This is a genomic window from Ruegeria sp. AM1, assembly GCF_056540745.1.
In genome coordinates, this window is the sequence record NZ_JBQFXH010000002.1 from 386,394 (window position 1) to 401,805 (window position 15,412).

The window sequence follows — 15,412 nt, forward strand, 5'->3', positions numbered from 1 at the left end:
TAACCCAGCCAGATCAAGCGTCGGTGCGGATCGCCATGACGTCTCCGGTCGTGACAACATCGCCGCTGTTCAGCGTCAGCAGGACACCCTCATCCCCGACCTGAGCCTCAACCACAAGGCTGTAGGTAGATGCCGGGCTAGAGGAGAGCAGGTCTTCGTTCTTGTAGCTCTCCAGCGACGCCGAGTACGTTCCGGGCGGGACTGGGTCTCCCGAACCGTCCACACCAGCCCAGGTGAATTCACTCTCGGTGACATCAACGGGGATGCGGTCGATGACATCGCCTGCGGCATCTTTCACGACCAGCATCGCCTTGTCTGCCCCGGGATCCGCCTGAGCAAAAATCTGAACAGGTTCGCTGCCGAACTGAAAGGCCGCTGCGGTTTTGACATTCATGCCGACCCAGCTGGATAGCTCATTCAGGTTTACGCTGCCCATGGCAATGGTCAATTGTGCCAGCAGGTCATTCGTCTGAACCTGCTGTTCCACCATCGAAAACTGCGCGAGCTGCGAGGCATATTCGGATGAATCGAGCGGTTCCAGCGGATCCTGATTCTGCGCTTGCGCGGTCAGCATCTTCAGGAAGGTTTCAAAATCCGAGGTCAGGGCAGAGCTTTGCGTCTGTGCCCCGGATTGTTGCTGATATGCCTGATTGGCTGCGCTTGTCGCCGTGATCATGGTTTATAACCTCATATCCAGGCCCCGATCCGGGGCTGTTCGTTCGATGGTCGCGTGGGTTTCGGGTTCAACGTCATCCGCTCCGGAAATCAGTGCGGCGCGGTCCTGATGGTGATCGTGCTGGGGGTCATGCGACATACCAAGATCAAACGAGATATCGCCGTAGCCCAGCTTTTGAAATTCTGCTGACAAGACAGAAAGGTGTCGGCGCATCAGCTCCAGTGTTTCCGGACGATCTGCAGCGATCAGCAGATGCATGCCATCCTCGCGCCCGTTCAGCGTGATTGAGACGCGCCCCAGCTCTTCGGGATTGAGGGCGATTTCGACCGCCCCAGAGCCGGGGCGGGTTGTAACAACCGCCGCCAACTGGCCCGCGATTGCGCGCGCGGTATCGGCCCGCGCTGCTGCACGTCCTGAATGAAGTGTGGGGGCGGCCTCTCTTGTCGAAGAGGTCGCGGACGCGTCCCTGAGGGGCTGGATATCCTTTGCATCCTCGCCGGTTGTGGCCGTGTCCGATGGCGGCCCGTCTACAGCCGGCGGCTGAGGTATCTGAGCGGCGATTCGGGCGGTTTGCGCGGCCGGAACCGGTTTCCCGACATAGGATGCGGTATCGGGTGCGCGGGCATCGTCCGGTGCAGGTGGCTGGACACGTTCTTCTTTTGCGCTTTGCGCCTCAACACCACTTGCTGCCCGTATGGTGATAACCTGTGCGGCGACCGGGTTCTGGGGCTGCGACGCGGTCCGAGATGCGCGCGCCGATAGCGCAGTGACCGGTGCCACATCAGGCTTAACGGATGCCTCTGGACTGGTCTTGGGCATGGCCGCCTCTGGGGACAGCACTGTTTGCCGCTCTGAGGGTCTGTCGCCTGGCTGGCGCGTAAGAGCCTGATCAACTTGCGGAACCGTGGGGGCCGTATGCGGCAAAGGCGCAGTCTGGCTGCCTGTTTTCGTATCAACAAGTTCAGCGACCGGTGCCGGAGTTTCTTCTGCGTTTTCCGCAGTTTCAAGCTCGGCCTCCAGAGGAGTCGCGTCGGCTATTCCTTCAGCCTCCGCTTCGGCGACGGGCTGGCCCGGGGCAAGCGCCTGCTCCCCGTCGCCCTGCGCCGCCGCCTCTTCGTCCAGTATCTGCTGAAACGCTGATCCCTTGGTTTCCCGACCCTCAGGCCGGGCCGCCTCAGGCTTGGGATGTGGTTGCGCGCCAGTCGTCATTATTGTCAGAGGATTGGGCATTTTGCTCCGGCTCCGTTTGTATCACCGGCACTCTGCCCTCAGGAGGTTACGTTTATTTTAACTGCTTTCCCTTTTGATCATGAAAGTTCGAAGCAAATTCCGGAGATCACAATGACTGTCCCGATCACGACAGCCCCCGGCCAGACCTTGCCGCCTCAGTCCAGACTGCGGCAGGCCGCGACAGAGATGGAGGCCACGTTTCTTGCAGAAATGCTGAAATCCGCAGGGCTGGGCAAAACACGGCAAACCTTTGGCGGTGGCGCTGGCGAGGATCAGTTCGCCTCGTTTCTTGTGCAGCATCAGGCGCAGCAACTGGCGCAATCCGGTGGTGTTGGTCTGGCTGAGATTCTGTTTGCCGCAATGATGGAGAAAACACATGCCGAAACATCCTGAAACGGACCTGATTAGGGCGCTCGAAGACTTGCTGGACCTTGAGCGCGCAGCACTTGTCGACGGTGAGTTGGAGCGTCTGGATCAAATGATGCCCGAAAAGGAAAAACTGATTGGCGCCCTGAATGACATGCAGGTCCGCGAGAGCGACGATTTAAGTCGCTTGCATGACAAGGTCACGCGCAATCAGGCGTTGTTGACCAGTGCCGCCGACGGGATTCGGGCCGTTGCCCTTCGCATGTCCGAGTTGCGGCGTGTCCGTCAGGAATTCAGCACTTATGACGCCGCCGGACAGCGCAGCGGCTTTGCTGTAAGAGGGCAGGCCAAACTGGAAAAGCGGGCTTAGGCCCCGGATTGAATCAAATGCAAGTTTTTAGGTCAGGGCGTTTTAGCACTCCGTTAGGGGATAGGAGGCCAAGGTGGGCTCGCACCTGAGAGGCAGGTGGCGCGAACACCGAATGGTACATCGCACAGGTCAGAACGACAGATATGCCTGCCGGTTTCGGTGGGTGGATATGGGCGATGAAAGCCCCGAACGGAAAAGGATGACAAAGCATGTCCAGTATTCTGACAAACAATGGCGCAATGGTTGCGTTGCAAACCCTGAAATCGGTTAACAAGAACCTTGCGCAGACCCAGAACGCGATCTCGACCGGTAAAGATGTTGCCACGGCAAAGGACAACTCGGCTGTCTGGGCGATTTCCAAAGTAATGGAATCTGACGTCAACGGCTTCAACGCGATCAAAGACAGTCTGGCGCTGGGTGAGTCGACCGTTGCGGTGGCGCGGAACGCGGCTGAGACTGTGACTGATCTTCTGACCCAGATGAAGGGTAAGATCGTTGCGGCGCAGGAAGACAACGTGGATCGTGGCAAGATCAATGACGATGTGACCGCACTGAAAGATCAGATCGCATCTGTCGTAAGCGCGGCGCAGTTTAATGGCCTGAATCTTGTGGATGGTTCGGCGGGGTCCGCATCGATCCTTGCGTCTCTGGATCGTGATAACCTGGGCAACGTGACCGCTTCATCGATCTCAGTTGCTGGTCAGAACCTGTCAACTGGTGGTTATGTTACGGCGCAGGTGTTTGACGGCTCGACCGGTGCCTCCACCGGCAACGACCGTGTCGGCGCCACGATCGACAATGGCGCGACCTCGGCAACGGCTCTGGTAACGGATGAATCCAGTGGCGCCTTTGCGGCAGGGGACAAGGTGGTCGTGGCAATCAACGATCAGGTTGTATCCTACACCGTTTCTGCGGCTGATGCGGCAGCAACCACCACGGGCGATCTTGTTGCCGTGGGTCTGAAGGCGAAGATCGAAGAACTGGGTATCACGGGTCTCACCGTTGACTATGACTCAGGCACCGCAGGGACCCTGTCGGTCACAAACGGCACTGGCAGCGATCTTTCGTTCTCGGCTCAATATGTGAACGCAGGGTCGGGTGGCCTGGGCGCCCTGACCGGAATCGATGTTTCAACTGGCGCTGGCGCGACTGCTGCCTTGGCTGCGGTTGAATCCCTGATCGATACGTCGATTGATGCTTCGGCCGCGTTTGGGTCCTCGCAGAGCCGGATTGAAACCCAGAAAGAGTTTATCTCGAATCTGGCCGACTCGTTCAAATCCGGTATCGGTTCGCTGGTTGATGCCGATATGGAAGAGACCTCGGCGCGTCTGCAGGCGCTTCAGGTGCAGCAGCAGCTGGCGACACAGTCGCTGTCGATTGCAAACCAGGCGCCGCAGTCGATCCTGTCGCTGTTCCGCTGATCCAAAGATAATGGTCGGGGCGCGTTCACCGCGCCCCGACCTTGACCGCCCCTAGACGGCCAATTGGAAGGATTTCAAGTGACACCCCAGACGCTCGCACAGCGCGCATACGCGCAAACCGCAGCTCCGACCCGTACGCCTCGGGATACGGAATACGAGGCGATTTCGAAGATTACACAGCGGCTCCGCATGGCGGCTACGCGCAAAGCTACGGATTTCGGAGCGTTTGTGCAGGCTTTGCATGAAAATCGGCGGCTCTGGACGGTGCTGGCGACCGGCGTGTCCGACGCGGACAATGCGTTGCCCAATGATTTGCGCGCGCGCATCTTTTATCTTGCAGAGTTCACCGAACAACACAGCAGCCAGATTCTGGGCAACAAGGCGCCGGTCGAGCCTCTGTTGGAAATCAACATGGCGGTTTTGCGCGGGCTGCGGCAGATGGGGGCAAGCTGATGGGGGGTCTTGTCCTGAAACTCGCCCCGAAAGAGCGGGTTCTGATCAATGGCGTCGTCATCGAAAACGGCGATCGCCGCAGTCGCTTTTCGATCATGACACCGCAGGCAAATGTGTTACGTCTGCGCGATGCCATCCACCCAGAAGAGGTCACTACTCCGGTGCGGCGCGTCTGCTATGCGGCACAGCTGGTGCTGTCCGGTGATATGCAAGGTGGGGATTCGCGTCAGCAGCTTTTGCGCCGGGTAGAAGAGCTGAGCCAGGTGTTCACTGACGCCGATAGCCGCCGCGTTCTGTCTGAAGCCACAGAGGCGCTGGTTGCCGAGCAATATTACAAGTGCCTCAAGTCCCTTCGCACCTTGTTGCCGCGAGAAGAACGCCTGATGGCGTATAAGCAATGACATTCCAGCCGGTCATACCCACAGGAGGGTTGGTTGGTTGGCGTTTTCTGCAACGGACCTACGACGCCCAACTGCAGACATTTTCTGCCTCTGCCGTGCAGGAACGCGAGACCAAGTACTTTCTGGAAAATATCCGTAACGTGAGATCGGCAGAAGATCTGGTCTCGGATCGCAGGTTATTGCAGGTGGCTCTTGGCGCGTTTGGTTTGGAAGGGGATATCAACAATCGATACTTCATCCAGAAAATCTTGTCCGATGGCACCCAGGCAGACGATGCCTTGGCAAACCGGTTGGCGGATCGGCGCTATCGCGAGTTCTCGGACGCCTTTGGCCTAGGGCCGGGCGCAGTGCGCAAAACCGGCCTGATCACCAACATGGAAAGGGTGGCCGAAGACAATCTGACTGCGCGTTTTGAGGTCTCGGTCGGGCAGTCGGACGATGCGATGCGTATCGCGCTTTATGCGCAGCATGCGTTAAAGGATCTGGCCGTTCAAGATGGCAGCGAGACCCGGAAATGGTTTGATTTGATGGGATTGCCCCCTTTACGCAACATGATGGAGACGGCGCTGGGTCTGCCGCCTGCCTTTGGGCAGCTCGATATTGATAAGCAACTGGTTGTGTTTCGTGACAAGCTCTCTGCTCTTAACGGGTCCGGCGATCTTTCGCAGTATTCGGATCAGACCGCTATCGAGACATTGACAGATACATTTCTGGCGCGCAGTCAGATTGCGCAGCTTCAGAACACCATATCCCCCGGACAAACCGCCCTGATACTGTTGGGCGCGTGACCCCCCAAAAAACGAGAGGAACGAGGCGCTCAGACGTCAGCCGTCTAACACGAGATCCGCCGCGGTGCGCAGGGCATACGAGGTAACGGGTCGGGACACGTTATGCAGCTTTACCGCCCCAAGCGGGACCGCATGCTTGCACGCAGGTTCGATATCTTCTGATACCACGATCCTGTGGTTGGTGGACTTACCATATTCGCCAAGGCGGGCCGCGACATTGGCCGCCTGTCCGATGACAGTGAAATCCAGCCGTTCGCGCGATCCCACATTGCCATAAGTAACGCGCCCATATGCCACCCCGATGGAGCAGTCGCAATGATGGTCGGTTTCAGACGTGCGGAGTTCAGCCAGTCTTTCGACAATTTCGATGGCCGTACGCTGTGCGTTTTCCCGCGCTTTGGGGGCGTCATCGCCTGCCGGGAATACGGCAAGAACAGCGTCACCGATAAACTTCAGCACTTCACCACCATTGCCATGAACGATGCCGGACACCGTTTCAAAAAACTCGTTCAGCAATGTGATATAGGCGCTGCGTCCCAATTGTTCTTCAAGGCTGGTTGAGTTGCGCAAATCGCAAAACATAATCGCGGCATCAATATCGTCGCCATCGCCGCGCCGAATATCACCACCCAAAACGCGCGCGCCGGTTCGTTTTCCGACATAGGTCTCCAGCAACGCCTGTGCATTTTCGCGCTGCATGAAAACCTCATAGTATCGCGCGATGACCGACGAGCACTCGAACACCAACCCAAGGTTTTCGGTAGTAAAACCGTCGGGATGGTCACAGGTCAAAGTGATCACATTGGTGCGACCGTCGGAGAATGGTAGTGGCATCGCCACATAGTCGGTTGCCCCTTTGGCCCGCAAGTCCTCCATAATGGGGAAACTGTTGCTCGAGTTTTCGCTGTTCAGACGTTGTCGTACCCCACCCAGCCCATTGGAGACATGCCGCAGCGGGCTGTTGGTGAAGGCCGGATGGTCATGAATTTCATAGCTTGGTGTGTAGGTGGCGATTTCTTTGTCACCTTTTTCCCAGACATAGTGTTTGCCCGCGATAAGGGGATGCAAGGACCAGACAAGAATACTCAGCCGCTGAATTGCGATCCCGTGGTCCATCATTTTTTCAGCCAGCGCTTTGGTGAAAGCGTCAGGCGTGTCGATGGTTGACGCACCGCGCATCAGCCAGTCGATCAATGGGCCGCTGATGTTGCCATCCCGCGACTCGCGCAACGTGTTATCGCCAAGATCAATGTCTGTATATGAGCCTGGCATGAAGCCGATATGGCCCTGGATCGCCTTGCTTTCGGGCAGAGCATCTTCATAGGCCCAGACCGAATTGGTGAGGGTTTCGCCGGGTAGCATGATGTCGTGATAGCTGGCCGTTCCCTTGAAAGGACAGAATGTCTGCAGGTCTGTCTCACCACTCAGAGTGACGCGGACGTCTTGTTGCGGAACATAGATTACCGGCGCCAGTCGCGTTTCATACATGACCTTGGCATCGTTGCTTTCGGCCAAAAGGACATCGCCCCGATAGATGGCGACCCGGCCTGTCAACGGTTCGACAGAGATTCCATAACCTTTGATATTTGGCGTGGCGTGGATGTTCATCGGCAACCTCCGCTTGCACAGGTCACTATGATGGGCGTTGAGGCGCTCATTTCCAAGGGGGGCGATGCAGAATTTATCATATCGACGCGCGGGCTTGGGCCGCCGTTGCACATGTCAGATCATTTGAATGACATCTTTCTCGATCGACAGCATATATCCGCGCTTTGCGATATTCTTTACCAGCAGCTCGCTGACCATCTGATTGCCCAATGCATCCCGCAGGCGCTTGATCCGGGTGGCGCCGGCCGCTTCTTCGCAATCAGCGGGGTTCTTACCGGATATCATCGCCTCGATTTCAACGCCTGAGAGCACTTCGTCGTCCAGCCGGGATTCCGCGAGCACCGACAGCGTTTCCATTGCTGCAGGGGTAAGTTTGAAATCCATATTGTTCAGATAAACCGTGTTCTCTTCACGGCTGATCAGCAAAGATGTGACCTGAATGCCGGTCCGTTCGATTTGGGCCATGCGTCGGTTGATCGTCACTAGCATCACCAAAAACACCAGCGCGCTGATCAGCATGGCACTGGCAAAGACCAGCAACACAAAGATCACCATTCGGTAGCTGGACAGCGTATCAGCAAAGGCGGTGCCCGATTGCGCCAGAATTTCAAGCAATCGGATTTCGGTCTGCGATGTCAGGTCGCTTTCGATGAACAGGCGCTCGACCCGCGCGTTGAAGGCATTGGCGTCGGGAAGCGTCCACAGCAGAAACACGGCCGCGGTCACCAGGATCACCACGATGGCCACAATACCCGCGCCAACCAGCCTTGCGCCGGACCGTCGCGCCTCAGAAACGGAGATAGAATTTTCCGGCATTGGCCTTCCTCTGATCCAACCCTTCAGGCCCGAAAACGGACATGACATTCAGCAAGGTCCAGCCTGAGGCTTGAAGGCGTTGGGCAACCTCGTTTGCGGCCTGACCTTTCGAGCAGGCCGAAACCTGCATGACGCCATAATGCAGACGCAGGGGATTATCCTGCTTGGCTTTGTAGTCCGCATAGCAATCTGCGGCTGAAGCCGCAGAACCAAGCGATATCAGGGCTGCGATTAGCAGAGAAGATAAGAGCTGTTTCATAGGCCGTATCCTGCGCATGGCTTGGCGCGATATTCAATAACTTAAGGGGTTTGGGCTGGATGATATCAGATAGCAGGCAGCGGTTATTGCTTGTCCTGAGGGTGGGTGCCCAAGGTTGGGTCATCAGTTTCGCGGTCTGTTACGGACCCGCCCCATCTATCGAAAGGACCCGCATCATGTACCGTAAATTCATTGCTTTGATCGTTGCCACAGCCGTTGCCGTTACCGGCGTTTCAGCCTCTCAGGCGCGGGCCGCAGATACCAAGGATATTCTGGGGGGGCTTGCCGCGATTGCCATCATCGGCGCAGCGGTCAATCACTATAACAAGGAAAAACGCAAAGACCGCGTCACCCGTCAGCCGGCACCAGTGTATCAGGAGCCGACTATAGAAACCTACCCCGTACGCCCGGTGCCTGATCGTGTTGCGCAGTATGATTTGCCTAAGCGGTGCTTGCGTCATTTTGACGAGTACTCTCAGCGTCCGCTCTTGGCGCCAAGATGTCTGAAGAAGCATTATCACTATGCAGATAGCCTGCCTCAGCAGTGCAAGGTCGGGTTCTGGAACGGCAACAAGGTTAAGCGGGCATATGAACCCGCATGCCTGCGCCAGAAGGGATACCGTGTCGTCTACAAGTAACCAGGTCTGAGCAGGAGCGGTGCCGCAGAAGCGCCGCGCAGGGGAGGGCGGCGCAAGCGGCCCTCTCTTTTTTGTCTTGCGATTGAGAGTGAAACGCGATTTGGCATCGTCATGACGACACCGAATTTTGAATTGGAACAGGCGCTGATTGCGCAGGGGCATCTCAGGGTCGCTGGCGTGGACGAGGTTGGTCGCGGGCCGTTGGCCGGGCCGGTTGTGGCCGCAGCGGTCATTTTGAGCCCGGGGCAAATACCCGATGGGCTGAACGACTCGAAGAAGCTGACCGCGAAACGCAGGGCGATATTGGACGATGCAATTCGCGACCGCTCTGAATACGCTATCGCTGAGGCATCGGTCGCCGAGATTGATCAAATCAATATCCTGCGTGCCTCGCATCTTGCGATGGAACGCGCCGTGGCGGCGCTCAGCTCTGCGCCTGATTTCCTGTTGATTGACGGCAATATGATTCCGCGCGGCCTGACGATCCCGTCGCAGGCCGTTGTCAAAGGGGACGGGCGGTCCGTCTCGATTGCCGCCGCTTCGATCCTTGCAAAAAACTGGCGCGATCAGCTGATGGTGGATTTAGCGCAACAGCATCCCGGCTATGGCTGGGAGACAAACGCAGGCTATCCGTCAAAACAACACAGGCAAGCGCTGCAAAATCTTGGTGTGACCCCACATCATAGGCGTTCGTTCAAACCGGTCCACAATATCTTGTATCAAGAGTAAATTGTAAGTTGCTGATTCAAAAAAGAAATTGACGGCGAATCATCTTTGACTCATCCTTGTCTCAACCAAATGAGCGCAAAAGCGCCGTGGAACTGAGGCAGTGATATGACTACGACCAAGACAAAGGGCGCAACCGCGCTCCCTTTAAACACGATTCTATCTGGGGACTGCATCGAAACGATGAACAGTCTGCCCGAGGCATCGGTTGATCTGATTTTCGCGGATCCGCCGTATAATCTGCAGCTGAAGGGTCAGTTGCACCGCCCGGATAATTCGCAGGTCGATGCGGTCGACGATCACTGGGATCAGTTTTCCAGCTTTGGCGCTTATGACCAATTCACGCGTGAGTGGTTGAAGGCAGCGCATCGTCTGCTGAAACCCAATGGTGCGATCTGGGTAATCGGGTCCTATCACAACATCTTCCGCGTGGGTTCGGCCCTGCAGGACGCGGGATACTGGATTCTGAACGATGTGGTCTGGCGAAAGTCGAACCCTATGCCGAATTTTCGCGGCAAACGGTTCACCAACGCGCATGAAACGATGATCTGGGCGTCCAAACGCGAAGGTGCGAAATACACTTTCAACTATGAGGCGCTGAAAGCCCTGAACGAAGGTGTGCAGATGCGCAGCGACTGGGTGCTGCCGATCTGTACCGGACACGAGCGCCTGAAGGATGAAAACGGTGACAAGGCACATCCGACGCAGAAACCGGAATCGTTGTTGCATCGCGTTCTGATTGGGTCGACCAATCCGGGTGATGTGGTTCTGGACCCGTTCTTTGGCACGGGTACGACGGGTGCGGTCGCCAAGATGCTGGGCCGTGAATTCATCGGGATCGAGCGCGAAGAAAGCTATCGCAAGGTGGCTGAGAAACGCATTGCCAAGGTGCGCAAGTTCGACCGCGAGGCGCTTGAGGTCAGCGCCAGCAAACGCGCCGAACCGCGCGTGCCCTTTGGCCAATTGGTCGAACGCGGCATGTTGCGCCCGGGCGAAGAGCTGTATTCCATGAACCAGCGCCACAAGGCTAAGGTGCGCGCTGATGGCACATTGGTGGGCGACAACGTCAAAGGCTCGATCCATCAGGTCGGTGCGCATCTTGAGAACGCGCCGTCATGCAACGGCTGGACCTACTGGTGTTTCAAGCGCGACGGCAAAACCGTGCCGATCGACGTGCTGCGCCAGCAGATCCGGTCTGAGATGCACAACTGATTTACCAAATACCGCCGGTGCCTGTGGCCTGACACAAGGCACTAAGCCTTGCCCCGCCGACCCCGGCGGGGTCTTTTGTTTTTGTGCACAAGATGATTGCATAGGCCGTCCCTGACTGCCCCTTTGGGAGATGAAGGCAATGACCGAGACTACCGCCAGCCAATCCCGTCTGAGCAGGCTGTTTGTCACGCAGCCGGACAATTTCGATCTGGATAACAAATATACCGAAGCTGCACTGGAGCGGAATAAGCGCGAGGGTTTGGAACTGGCCGTCCGCGCCCGATGGATTGCGATGGGTCTGACTGGCCTGTTGTTGATCTACCTGAACCCTCAATGGGAGGTGCTCTGGTATCATTTCATCCTTTTGCTGATCTGCGCAAACGGCTGGCTGATCCGCCGGGCCGGGCGTGTGGGGCAATCCCGAACCGAGCTCCTGCTGATCTTTGTGGATTTGCTGATCATGACGCTGGGCATGATTGTCCCCAATCCGTTCAGCGATGACGTGAGGCCGCTGGCGATGCAGTACCGGTTCGATAACTTCCAGTATTTCTTCATCATTCTCGCAGCAGGAACGCTGGCCTATTCCTGGCGTACCGTGATCGCGATTGGATCTTGGACTGCGCTGATGTGGACGGCGGGGTGGATCATTGCATGGTGGCTCTCATCCCCTATTTCGGGGCTCAGCGAAGGGGTTGCCGACGCCTTGCGGGAGTATCCAGCAGTTGCAGAGATGCTTGACCCGAACAGCTTCATGCCAGCTTTACGCATCCAGCAAGTGATTATCTTTGTGATGGTCGCGGTAACACTGGGTGTGTCGATGCGGCGCCTCAATCGATTGTTGATGACCAATGCCGGGCTTGAGCGTGAGAGGGCCAATCTGTCGCGCTATTTTTCGCCCAATGTTGTTGAGGAGCTGAGTAACAATGACGAACCGCTAAAGCGCGTCCGCAAGGAAAACGTTGCAGTTCTTTTTATCGACATTGTGGGCTTTACCAAATTTGCCTCAGGGCGCGATCCCTACGATGTGATCGAGGTGTTGCGCGGATTTCATGCCCGGATGGAAACGGAAGTGTTTCGCCATCACGGCACCCTGGACAAATATCTGGGCGATGGGTTGATGGCCACGTTTGGGACGCCAGTTCCCACGGCACAGGATGCAACCAATGCCTTGGCCTGTGCGCGGGCCATGACCGAAGCGATCGACCGTTGGAACCTCGAACGTCGCCGCGCCGGAGACCCTGAGATTCACGTTGGCATCGGTCTTCACTATGGTTCGGTTGTTTTAGGCGATATCGGTGCCAACCGACTGGAGTTTGCGGTGATCGGCAATGCCGTGAACGTGGCTGCCAAGCTTGAGGCGCTGACCCGCGAACTGGCGGCCAGGGTGATCGTCAGCGATGAACTGCGCGCTCAGGTGCTGGACGAGGATCACGAGGGGCAGGATCTGATGATAGGCTTCGACCCGGTCGAGGATCAGGTTGTGCGCGGGGTCGAAGACAACATGCATGTGTGGGCATTGTCAGCTGGGCCGCTCCCGCCGACTAACAACGCATCATAGATGCGATGTCGCCTGTTGGGCGTGGCAGCGCGCTTCTGCGCGCTGCGGGCGGTCAGAGAGGCATGGGATTTTCGACCCTATTATAGGGTTTCCAGTCGGCAATCTCGGGATAGTACTGCTGCCGCCACGCCCGCACTCTTGGATTCATAACCCGTCGCCAGAGCGGCGGGATCATCGCGGCCACCGTCATGACAGGATATCCGTAGGGCAGTTGCGGCGCGGCATCCTGCGTATGGTGCTGCAAGAGAGGAAAGCGGCGGTTCGGTTTGTAGTGATGGTCGGAATGACGCTGCAGGTTGATCAGCAGCCAGTTCGATGCCTTTTGCGACGAATTCCACGAATGGCACGGGCGCACGTGTTCGTATTTGCCATCGCCCAGATGTTTTCGCGTCAAACCGTAATGTTCTACATAGTTGACCAGCTCCAGCTGCCAGATCGCCGTACCCGCCTGAACGAGGAACAGACACAGACCGGCCCAGCCGCCCAGCAGCAGCGCCAGTAACAACATGGCGGATTGCAGCGTCCAATACCGCCAGAACGGATTGGACGCGTCGGTCCATGGTCGGTCTTTACGGGCAAGCTTTTGCCGCTCGGCCCGGAAGGCCGAGATCAGGCTTTCGCGCAAAACGCGGGGGTAGAAGCGGTGAAACCCTTCGTTATATCGGGCCGTTACCGGATCACGGGGGGTTCCGACATAGCGGTGGTGTACCAGCAGGTGTTCAGAGCGGAAATGTGAGTACAGGACCATTGCCAGAAGGATGTCGCCAAGCCAGCGCTCGACCCGGCCCTGTTGGTGCATAAGCTCGTGACTGTAATTGATGCCGATGGTTCCCGAGATCACGCCCATGCCAAAGAACAAGGCGATTTTTTCGACCGAAGACAGATGCCCGGCATGGGTGGTGTACCAGATCAGGCCAAAGAGTGTGATGAATTGCACCGGCGCCCAGACTCTCGTGAGCAGAATATACCACCGAAGCTGGCTGTCGGGCGTTTCGGGGTCAGCATTCTCCAGATTTGGGCCCGTCAGACGGTCCAGAACGGCAAAGGCCCACCAGGTCGACAAAGGCACCAGAAGAATCCACCAGCTGCCCAGTACAGCGCTGAACCACAACAGGGGGATCAGCAGGTAAGACATCCAGAAGGGTAGCGCCGATTGCCATCGTGAGAGTGTGTCTGGGTTGCTCATCTTGTGCTCCAATCTTCATCGGCAAGCTAGACCGGGTTGGAATGTTTGCACAGCGGTCTAATGGCCGCGCCAAAGGTCGTAGGCCTTTCGCATGACGGTTGGCAGGGCGCTGGGGCGGAAGCTGTGTTTGTCGAGTATGACCAGACCCGGCGGGGGGGCCTCATCGGCCAGTTCTGCGGTCCAGACCTGCAGGATCAGGTGGAAATGGGTAAAGGTATGTCGAACTTCGCCAGAGAGCACGGCCCAGTCTGCAGAAAACGGCGGCGCTTCGGCCGGCGCGTCTGACCACTCGGAGCCGGGCCAGCCCAGCATTCCGCCCAGCAAGCCTTTGTCGGGGCGGCGTTCCAATAGCAACGCGCCATCCCGGCGCTGTGCGATATAGACATGGCCCAGCCGCGTGGGTTTTGGTTTTTTGGGCGTCTTGCGCGGCAGTTCTTTATAGGTTCCTGCCGCGCGCGCCTGACATGGGTCGCGCAAGGGGCAAATCCCGCAGGCGGCAGTCTTGGGGGTGCAGATGGTGGCCCCCAGATCCATGACCGCCTGCGCATAGTCTCCGGGACGCTGATCAGGCGTCAGTGATGCGGCCTGTTCTTTCAACAGGGGTTTTGATCCGGGCAGGGGATCATGAATGTCATAGAGGCGCGCCATGACGCGTTCCACATTGCCATCCAGAACGGTTTCGGGCTGATCAAAGGCGATGGCCGCGATTGCCGCAGCCGTGTAGGGGCCGATCCCGGGCAATTTGATCAACGCGTCATAAGTTTGGGGAAATTGCCCGTTGTGTTCTTCGGTGACGACACGCGCGCATTTCAGCAGATTTCGGGCCCGGGCGTAGTAGCCCAGCCCAGCCCATTCGGCCATAACCTGATCATCTGGTGCGGCTGCCAGCAGATCAACCCGCGGCCAGCGGGCGGTGAAGCGCAAGAAATAGTCGTGAACAGCCGCCACGGTGGTTTGCTGCAGCATGACCTCAGACAGCCAGACCCGATAGGGGTCGGGTCGCGCCCCGGCTGCGCGATCTGCGGGGCTAACCCGCCAGGGCATCTCGCGGGCGTGGCGGTCGTACCATTCCAGCAACGCAGCGCTGAGGTCGAATTCATGGGTGTCACGCAAGTTTTATCTATCTCCCTGTCGGGTTTCTCTGGTGTCCGGCCCTCTGCCCATTACAATAGCGGCGCAGGAGTTAGAAACCAGATGCAGCGCAGACGTTCTTCGACCCGCGGGTTCAAACGCACCGCGACTTTGCTGAATGACCAGATACGGCGCGCCGGGGAAAGCCGGGGGTTCGCCGTTTCAAGGCTGCTGACGCATTGGGCCGAGATCGTTGGGCAGGATACCGCAGCAATCGCGCGCCCGGTGACGGTGGGATACGGTAAGGGCGGGTTCGGTGCTACGCTGACCGTGCTGACCACTGGCCCGCAGGCCCCAATGCTTGAGATGCAGAAAGAGCAGCTGCGCGATAAGGTAAATGCGGTCTATGGCTATAACGCTATCAGCCGCGTCCGGATCACCCAGACCGCTCCGACAGGATTTGCCGAGGGGCAGGCCAGTTTCGATCACAAGCCGAAAGAGGCGAAACCTATTATTGCACCAGAAATTGTCGCCGAGGCGGACAAAGTGTCACGCGATATTCACGATGGTGATTTGCGCGCTGCCCTTGAACGTCTGGGTCGCAACGTTTTATCCAAGCAGAAACGCTGAGAA

18 protein-coding genes are annotated in these 15,412 nt (G+C 57.6%); 11 read left to right on the forward strand and 7 right to left on the reverse strand.

The features are described 5' to 3' along the window. Window positions 1-13: 13 nt before the first annotated feature. Together ACR0I7_RS09745 and fliK are read right to left on the reverse strand one after the other, a co-directional pair. Entirely contained in the window at window positions 14-676 is a 663-nt protein-coding gene (locus ACR0I7_RS09745) for a flagellar hook capping FlgD N-terminal domain-containing protein (protein ID WP_480510435.1), read from the reverse strand. Window positions 677-679: 3 nt separating this feature from the next. Beyond that, window positions 680-1,906 (reverse strand): flagellar hook-length control protein FliK, encoded by a 1,227-nt coding sequence (gene fliK / locus ACR0I7_RS09750; RefSeq protein ID WP_480510437.1) that lies wholly within the window; start codon window positions 1,904-1,906, stop codon window positions 680-682. A gap of 111 nt (window positions 1,907-2,017) precedes the next feature. Between fliK and ACR0I7_RS09755 the strand changes: the two genes are divergently transcribed. From ACR0I7_RS09755 to ACR0I7_RS09780, 6 genes are all read left to right on the forward strand, one after another. Beyond that, window positions 2,018-2,299, forward strand: coding sequence for a rod-binding protein (locus ACR0I7_RS09755; protein WP_480510439.1), 282 nt, complete (start codon window positions 2,018-2,020; stop codon window positions 2,297-2,299). Next, a complete protein-coding gene (locus ACR0I7_RS09760) occupies window positions 2,283-2,642 on the forward strand; it encodes a flagellar biosynthesis protein FlgN (RefSeq protein ID WP_480510441.1) in 360 nt (119 codons plus the stop codon). The genes ACR0I7_RS09755 and ACR0I7_RS09760 overlap by 17 nt, the downstream gene beginning before the upstream one ends. Before the next feature lie 209 nt (window positions 2,643-2,851). Then, window positions 2,852-4,063, forward strand: a complete 1,212-nt coding sequence (locus tag ACR0I7_RS09765; RefSeq protein ID WP_480510443.1) for a flagellin N-terminal helical domain-containing protein — start codon at window positions 2,852-2,854, stop codon at window positions 4,061-4,063. A 78-nt stretch (window positions 4,064-4,141) separates the two neighbouring features. Next, window positions 4,142-4,516, forward strand: coding sequence for a flagellar biosynthesis regulator FlaF (flaF, locus tag ACR0I7_RS09770; protein WP_480510445.1), 375 nt, complete (start codon window positions 4,142-4,144; stop codon window positions 4,514-4,516). Then, window positions 4,516-4,917 (forward strand): flagellar biosynthesis repressor FlbT, encoded by a 402-nt coding sequence (flbT, locus tag ACR0I7_RS09775; protein ID WP_480510447.1) that lies wholly within the window; start codon window positions 4,516-4,518, stop codon window positions 4,915-4,917. Before flaF ends, flbT begins: the two co-directional genes overlap by 1 nt. After that, window positions 4,914-5,705 (forward strand): DUF1217 domain-containing protein, encoded by a 792-nt coding sequence (locus ACR0I7_RS09780; protein ID WP_480510449.1) that lies wholly within the window; start codon window positions 4,914-4,916, stop codon window positions 5,703-5,705. The genes flbT and ACR0I7_RS09780 overlap by 4 nt, the downstream gene beginning before the upstream one ends. A gap of 36 nt (window positions 5,706-5,741) precedes the next feature. Here ACR0I7_RS09780 and ACR0I7_RS09785 read toward each other — a convergent pair whose 3' ends face one another. From ACR0I7_RS09785 to ACR0I7_RS09795, 3 genes are all read right to left on the reverse strand, one after another. Next, the gene (locus ACR0I7_RS09785) at window positions 5,742-7,313 is read right to left on the reverse strand and encodes a DUF427 domain-containing protein (RefSeq protein WP_480510451.1); all 1,572 of its coding nucleotides are present in this window, start codon (window positions 7,311-7,313) and stop codon (window positions 5,742-5,744) included. 114 nt (window positions 7,314-7,427) lie between these two features. After that, window positions 7,428-8,129, reverse strand: coding sequence for a winged helix-turn-helix domain-containing protein (locus ACR0I7_RS09790; protein WP_480510453.1), 702 nt, complete (start codon window positions 8,127-8,129; stop codon window positions 7,428-7,430). Continuing rightward, window positions 8,101-8,388 carry a hypothetical protein gene (locus tag ACR0I7_RS09795; RefSeq protein WP_480510455.1) on the reverse strand — a complete coding sequence of 96 codons (288 nt, stop codon included), beginning with the start codon at window positions 8,386-8,388 and terminating at the stop codon, window positions 8,101-8,103. Before ACR0I7_RS09795 ends, ACR0I7_RS09790 begins: the two co-directional genes overlap by 29 nt. Before the next feature lie 176 nt (window positions 8,389-8,564). Here ACR0I7_RS09795 and ACR0I7_RS09800 point away from each other — a divergent pair, with 176 nt between their 5' ends. The 4 genes from ACR0I7_RS09800 (at window position 8,565) to ACR0I7_RS09815 (ending at window position 12,522) form a co-directional block, all read left to right on the forward strand. Next, window positions 8,565-9,026, forward strand: a complete 462-nt coding sequence (locus ACR0I7_RS09800; protein ID WP_480510457.1) for a hypothetical protein — start codon at window positions 8,565-8,567, stop codon at window positions 9,024-9,026. Window positions 9,027-9,137: 111 nt separating this feature from the next. Beyond that, the gene (locus ACR0I7_RS09805; RefSeq protein WP_480510459.1) at window positions 9,138-9,755 is read left to right on the forward strand and encodes a ribonuclease HII; all 618 of its coding nucleotides are present in this window, start codon (window positions 9,138-9,140) and stop codon (window positions 9,753-9,755) included. 105 nt (window positions 9,756-9,860) lie between these two features. Further along, window positions 9,861-10,964, forward strand: a complete 1,104-nt coding sequence (locus ACR0I7_RS09810) for a DNA methyltransferase (protein ID WP_480510461.1) — start codon at window positions 9,861-9,863, stop codon at window positions 10,962-10,964. Window positions 10,965-11,103: 139 nt separating this feature from the next. After that, the gene (locus tag ACR0I7_RS09815) at window positions 11,104-12,522 is read left to right on the forward strand and encodes an adenylate/guanylate cyclase domain-containing protein (protein ID WP_480510463.1); all 1,419 of its coding nucleotides are present in this window, start codon (window positions 11,104-11,106) and stop codon (window positions 12,520-12,522) included. 52 nt (window positions 12,523-12,574) lie between these two features. Here the strand turns inward: ACR0I7_RS09815 and ACR0I7_RS09820 are convergent, their stop codons facing one another. Together ACR0I7_RS09820 and mutY are read right to left on the reverse strand one after the other, a co-directional pair. Continuing rightward, window positions 12,575-13,708 (reverse strand): alkane 1-monooxygenase, encoded by a 1,134-nt coding sequence (locus ACR0I7_RS09820; protein ID WP_480510465.1) that lies wholly within the window; start codon window positions 13,706-13,708, stop codon window positions 12,575-12,577. A 57-nt stretch (window positions 13,709-13,765) separates the two neighbouring features. Beyond that, window positions 13,766-14,821, reverse strand: a complete 1,056-nt coding sequence (gene mutY, locus ACR0I7_RS09825; protein ID WP_480510467.1) for an A/G-specific adenine glycosylase — start codon at window positions 14,819-14,821, stop codon at window positions 13,766-13,768. Between the two features lie 81 nt (window positions 14,822-14,902). Here mutY and ACR0I7_RS09830 point away from each other — a divergent pair, with 81 nt between their 5' ends. Beyond that, window positions 14,903-15,409 (forward strand): DUF721 domain-containing protein, encoded by a 507-nt coding sequence (locus ACR0I7_RS09830; protein WP_480510469.1) that lies wholly within the window; start codon window positions 14,903-14,905, stop codon window positions 15,407-15,409. Window positions 15,410-15,412: the final 3 nt, after the last annotated feature.

Excerpts from the sequence above, each read along its gene's own strand:
- fliK (WP_480510437.1), bottom strand. The coding sequence starts at position 1,906 with ATGCCCAATCCTCTGACAATAATGACGACTGGCGCGCAACCACATCCC.
- ACR0I7_RS09810 (WP_480510461.1), top strand. The coding sequence starts at position 9,861 with ATGACTACGACCAAGACAAAGGGCGCAACCGCGCTCCCTTTAAACACG.
- ACR0I7_RS09745 (WP_480510435.1), bottom strand. The coding sequence starts at position 676 with ATGATCACGGCGACAAGCGCAGCCAATCAGGCATATCAGCAACAATCC.
- ACR0I7_RS09815 (WP_480510463.1), top strand. The coding sequence starts at position 11,104 with ATGACCGAGACTACCGCCAGCCAATCCCGTCTGAGCAGGCTGTTTGTC.
- ACR0I7_RS09795 (WP_480510455.1), bottom strand. The coding sequence starts at position 8,388 with ATGAAACAGCTCTTATCTTCTCTGCTAATCGCAGCCCTGATATCGCTT.
- ACR0I7_RS09805 (WP_480510459.1), top strand. The coding sequence starts at position 9,138 with ATGACGACACCGAATTTTGAATTGGAACAGGCGCTGATTGCGCAGGGG.
- ACR0I7_RS09800 (WP_480510457.1), top strand. The coding sequence starts at position 8,565 with ATGTACCGTAAATTCATTGCTTTGATCGTTGCCACAGCCGTTGCCGTT.
- ACR0I7_RS09820 (WP_480510465.1), bottom strand. The coding sequence starts at position 13,708 with ATGAGCAACCCAGACACACTCTCACGATGGCAATCGGCGCTACCCTTC.
- ACR0I7_RS09830 (WP_480510469.1), top strand. The coding sequence starts at position 14,903 with ATGCAGCGCAGACGTTCTTCGACCCGCGGGTTCAAACGCACCGCGACT.
- ACR0I7_RS09780 (WP_480510449.1), top strand. The coding sequence starts at position 4,914 with ATGACATTCCAGCCGGTCATACCCACAGGAGGGTTGGTTGGTTGGCGT.
- flbT (WP_480510447.1), top strand. The coding sequence starts at position 4,516 with ATGGGGGGTCTTGTCCTGAAACTCGCCCCGAAAGAGCGGGTTCTGATC.
- ACR0I7_RS09790 (WP_480510453.1), bottom strand. The coding sequence starts at position 8,129 with ATGCCGGAAAATTCTATCTCCGTTTCTGAGGCGCGACGGTCCGGCGCA.
- ACR0I7_RS09765 (WP_480510443.1), top strand. The coding sequence starts at position 2,852 with ATGTCCAGTATTCTGACAAACAATGGCGCAATGGTTGCGTTGCAAACC.
- ACR0I7_RS09760 (WP_480510441.1), top strand. The coding sequence starts at position 2,283 with ATGCCGAAACATCCTGAAACGGACCTGATTAGGGCGCTCGAAGACTTG.
- ACR0I7_RS09755 (WP_480510439.1), top strand. The coding sequence starts at position 2,018 with ATGACTGTCCCGATCACGACAGCCCCCGGCCAGACCTTGCCGCCTCAG.
- ACR0I7_RS09785 (WP_480510451.1), bottom strand. The coding sequence starts at position 7,313 with ATGAACATCCACGCCACGCCAAATATCAAAGGTTATGGAATCTCTGTC.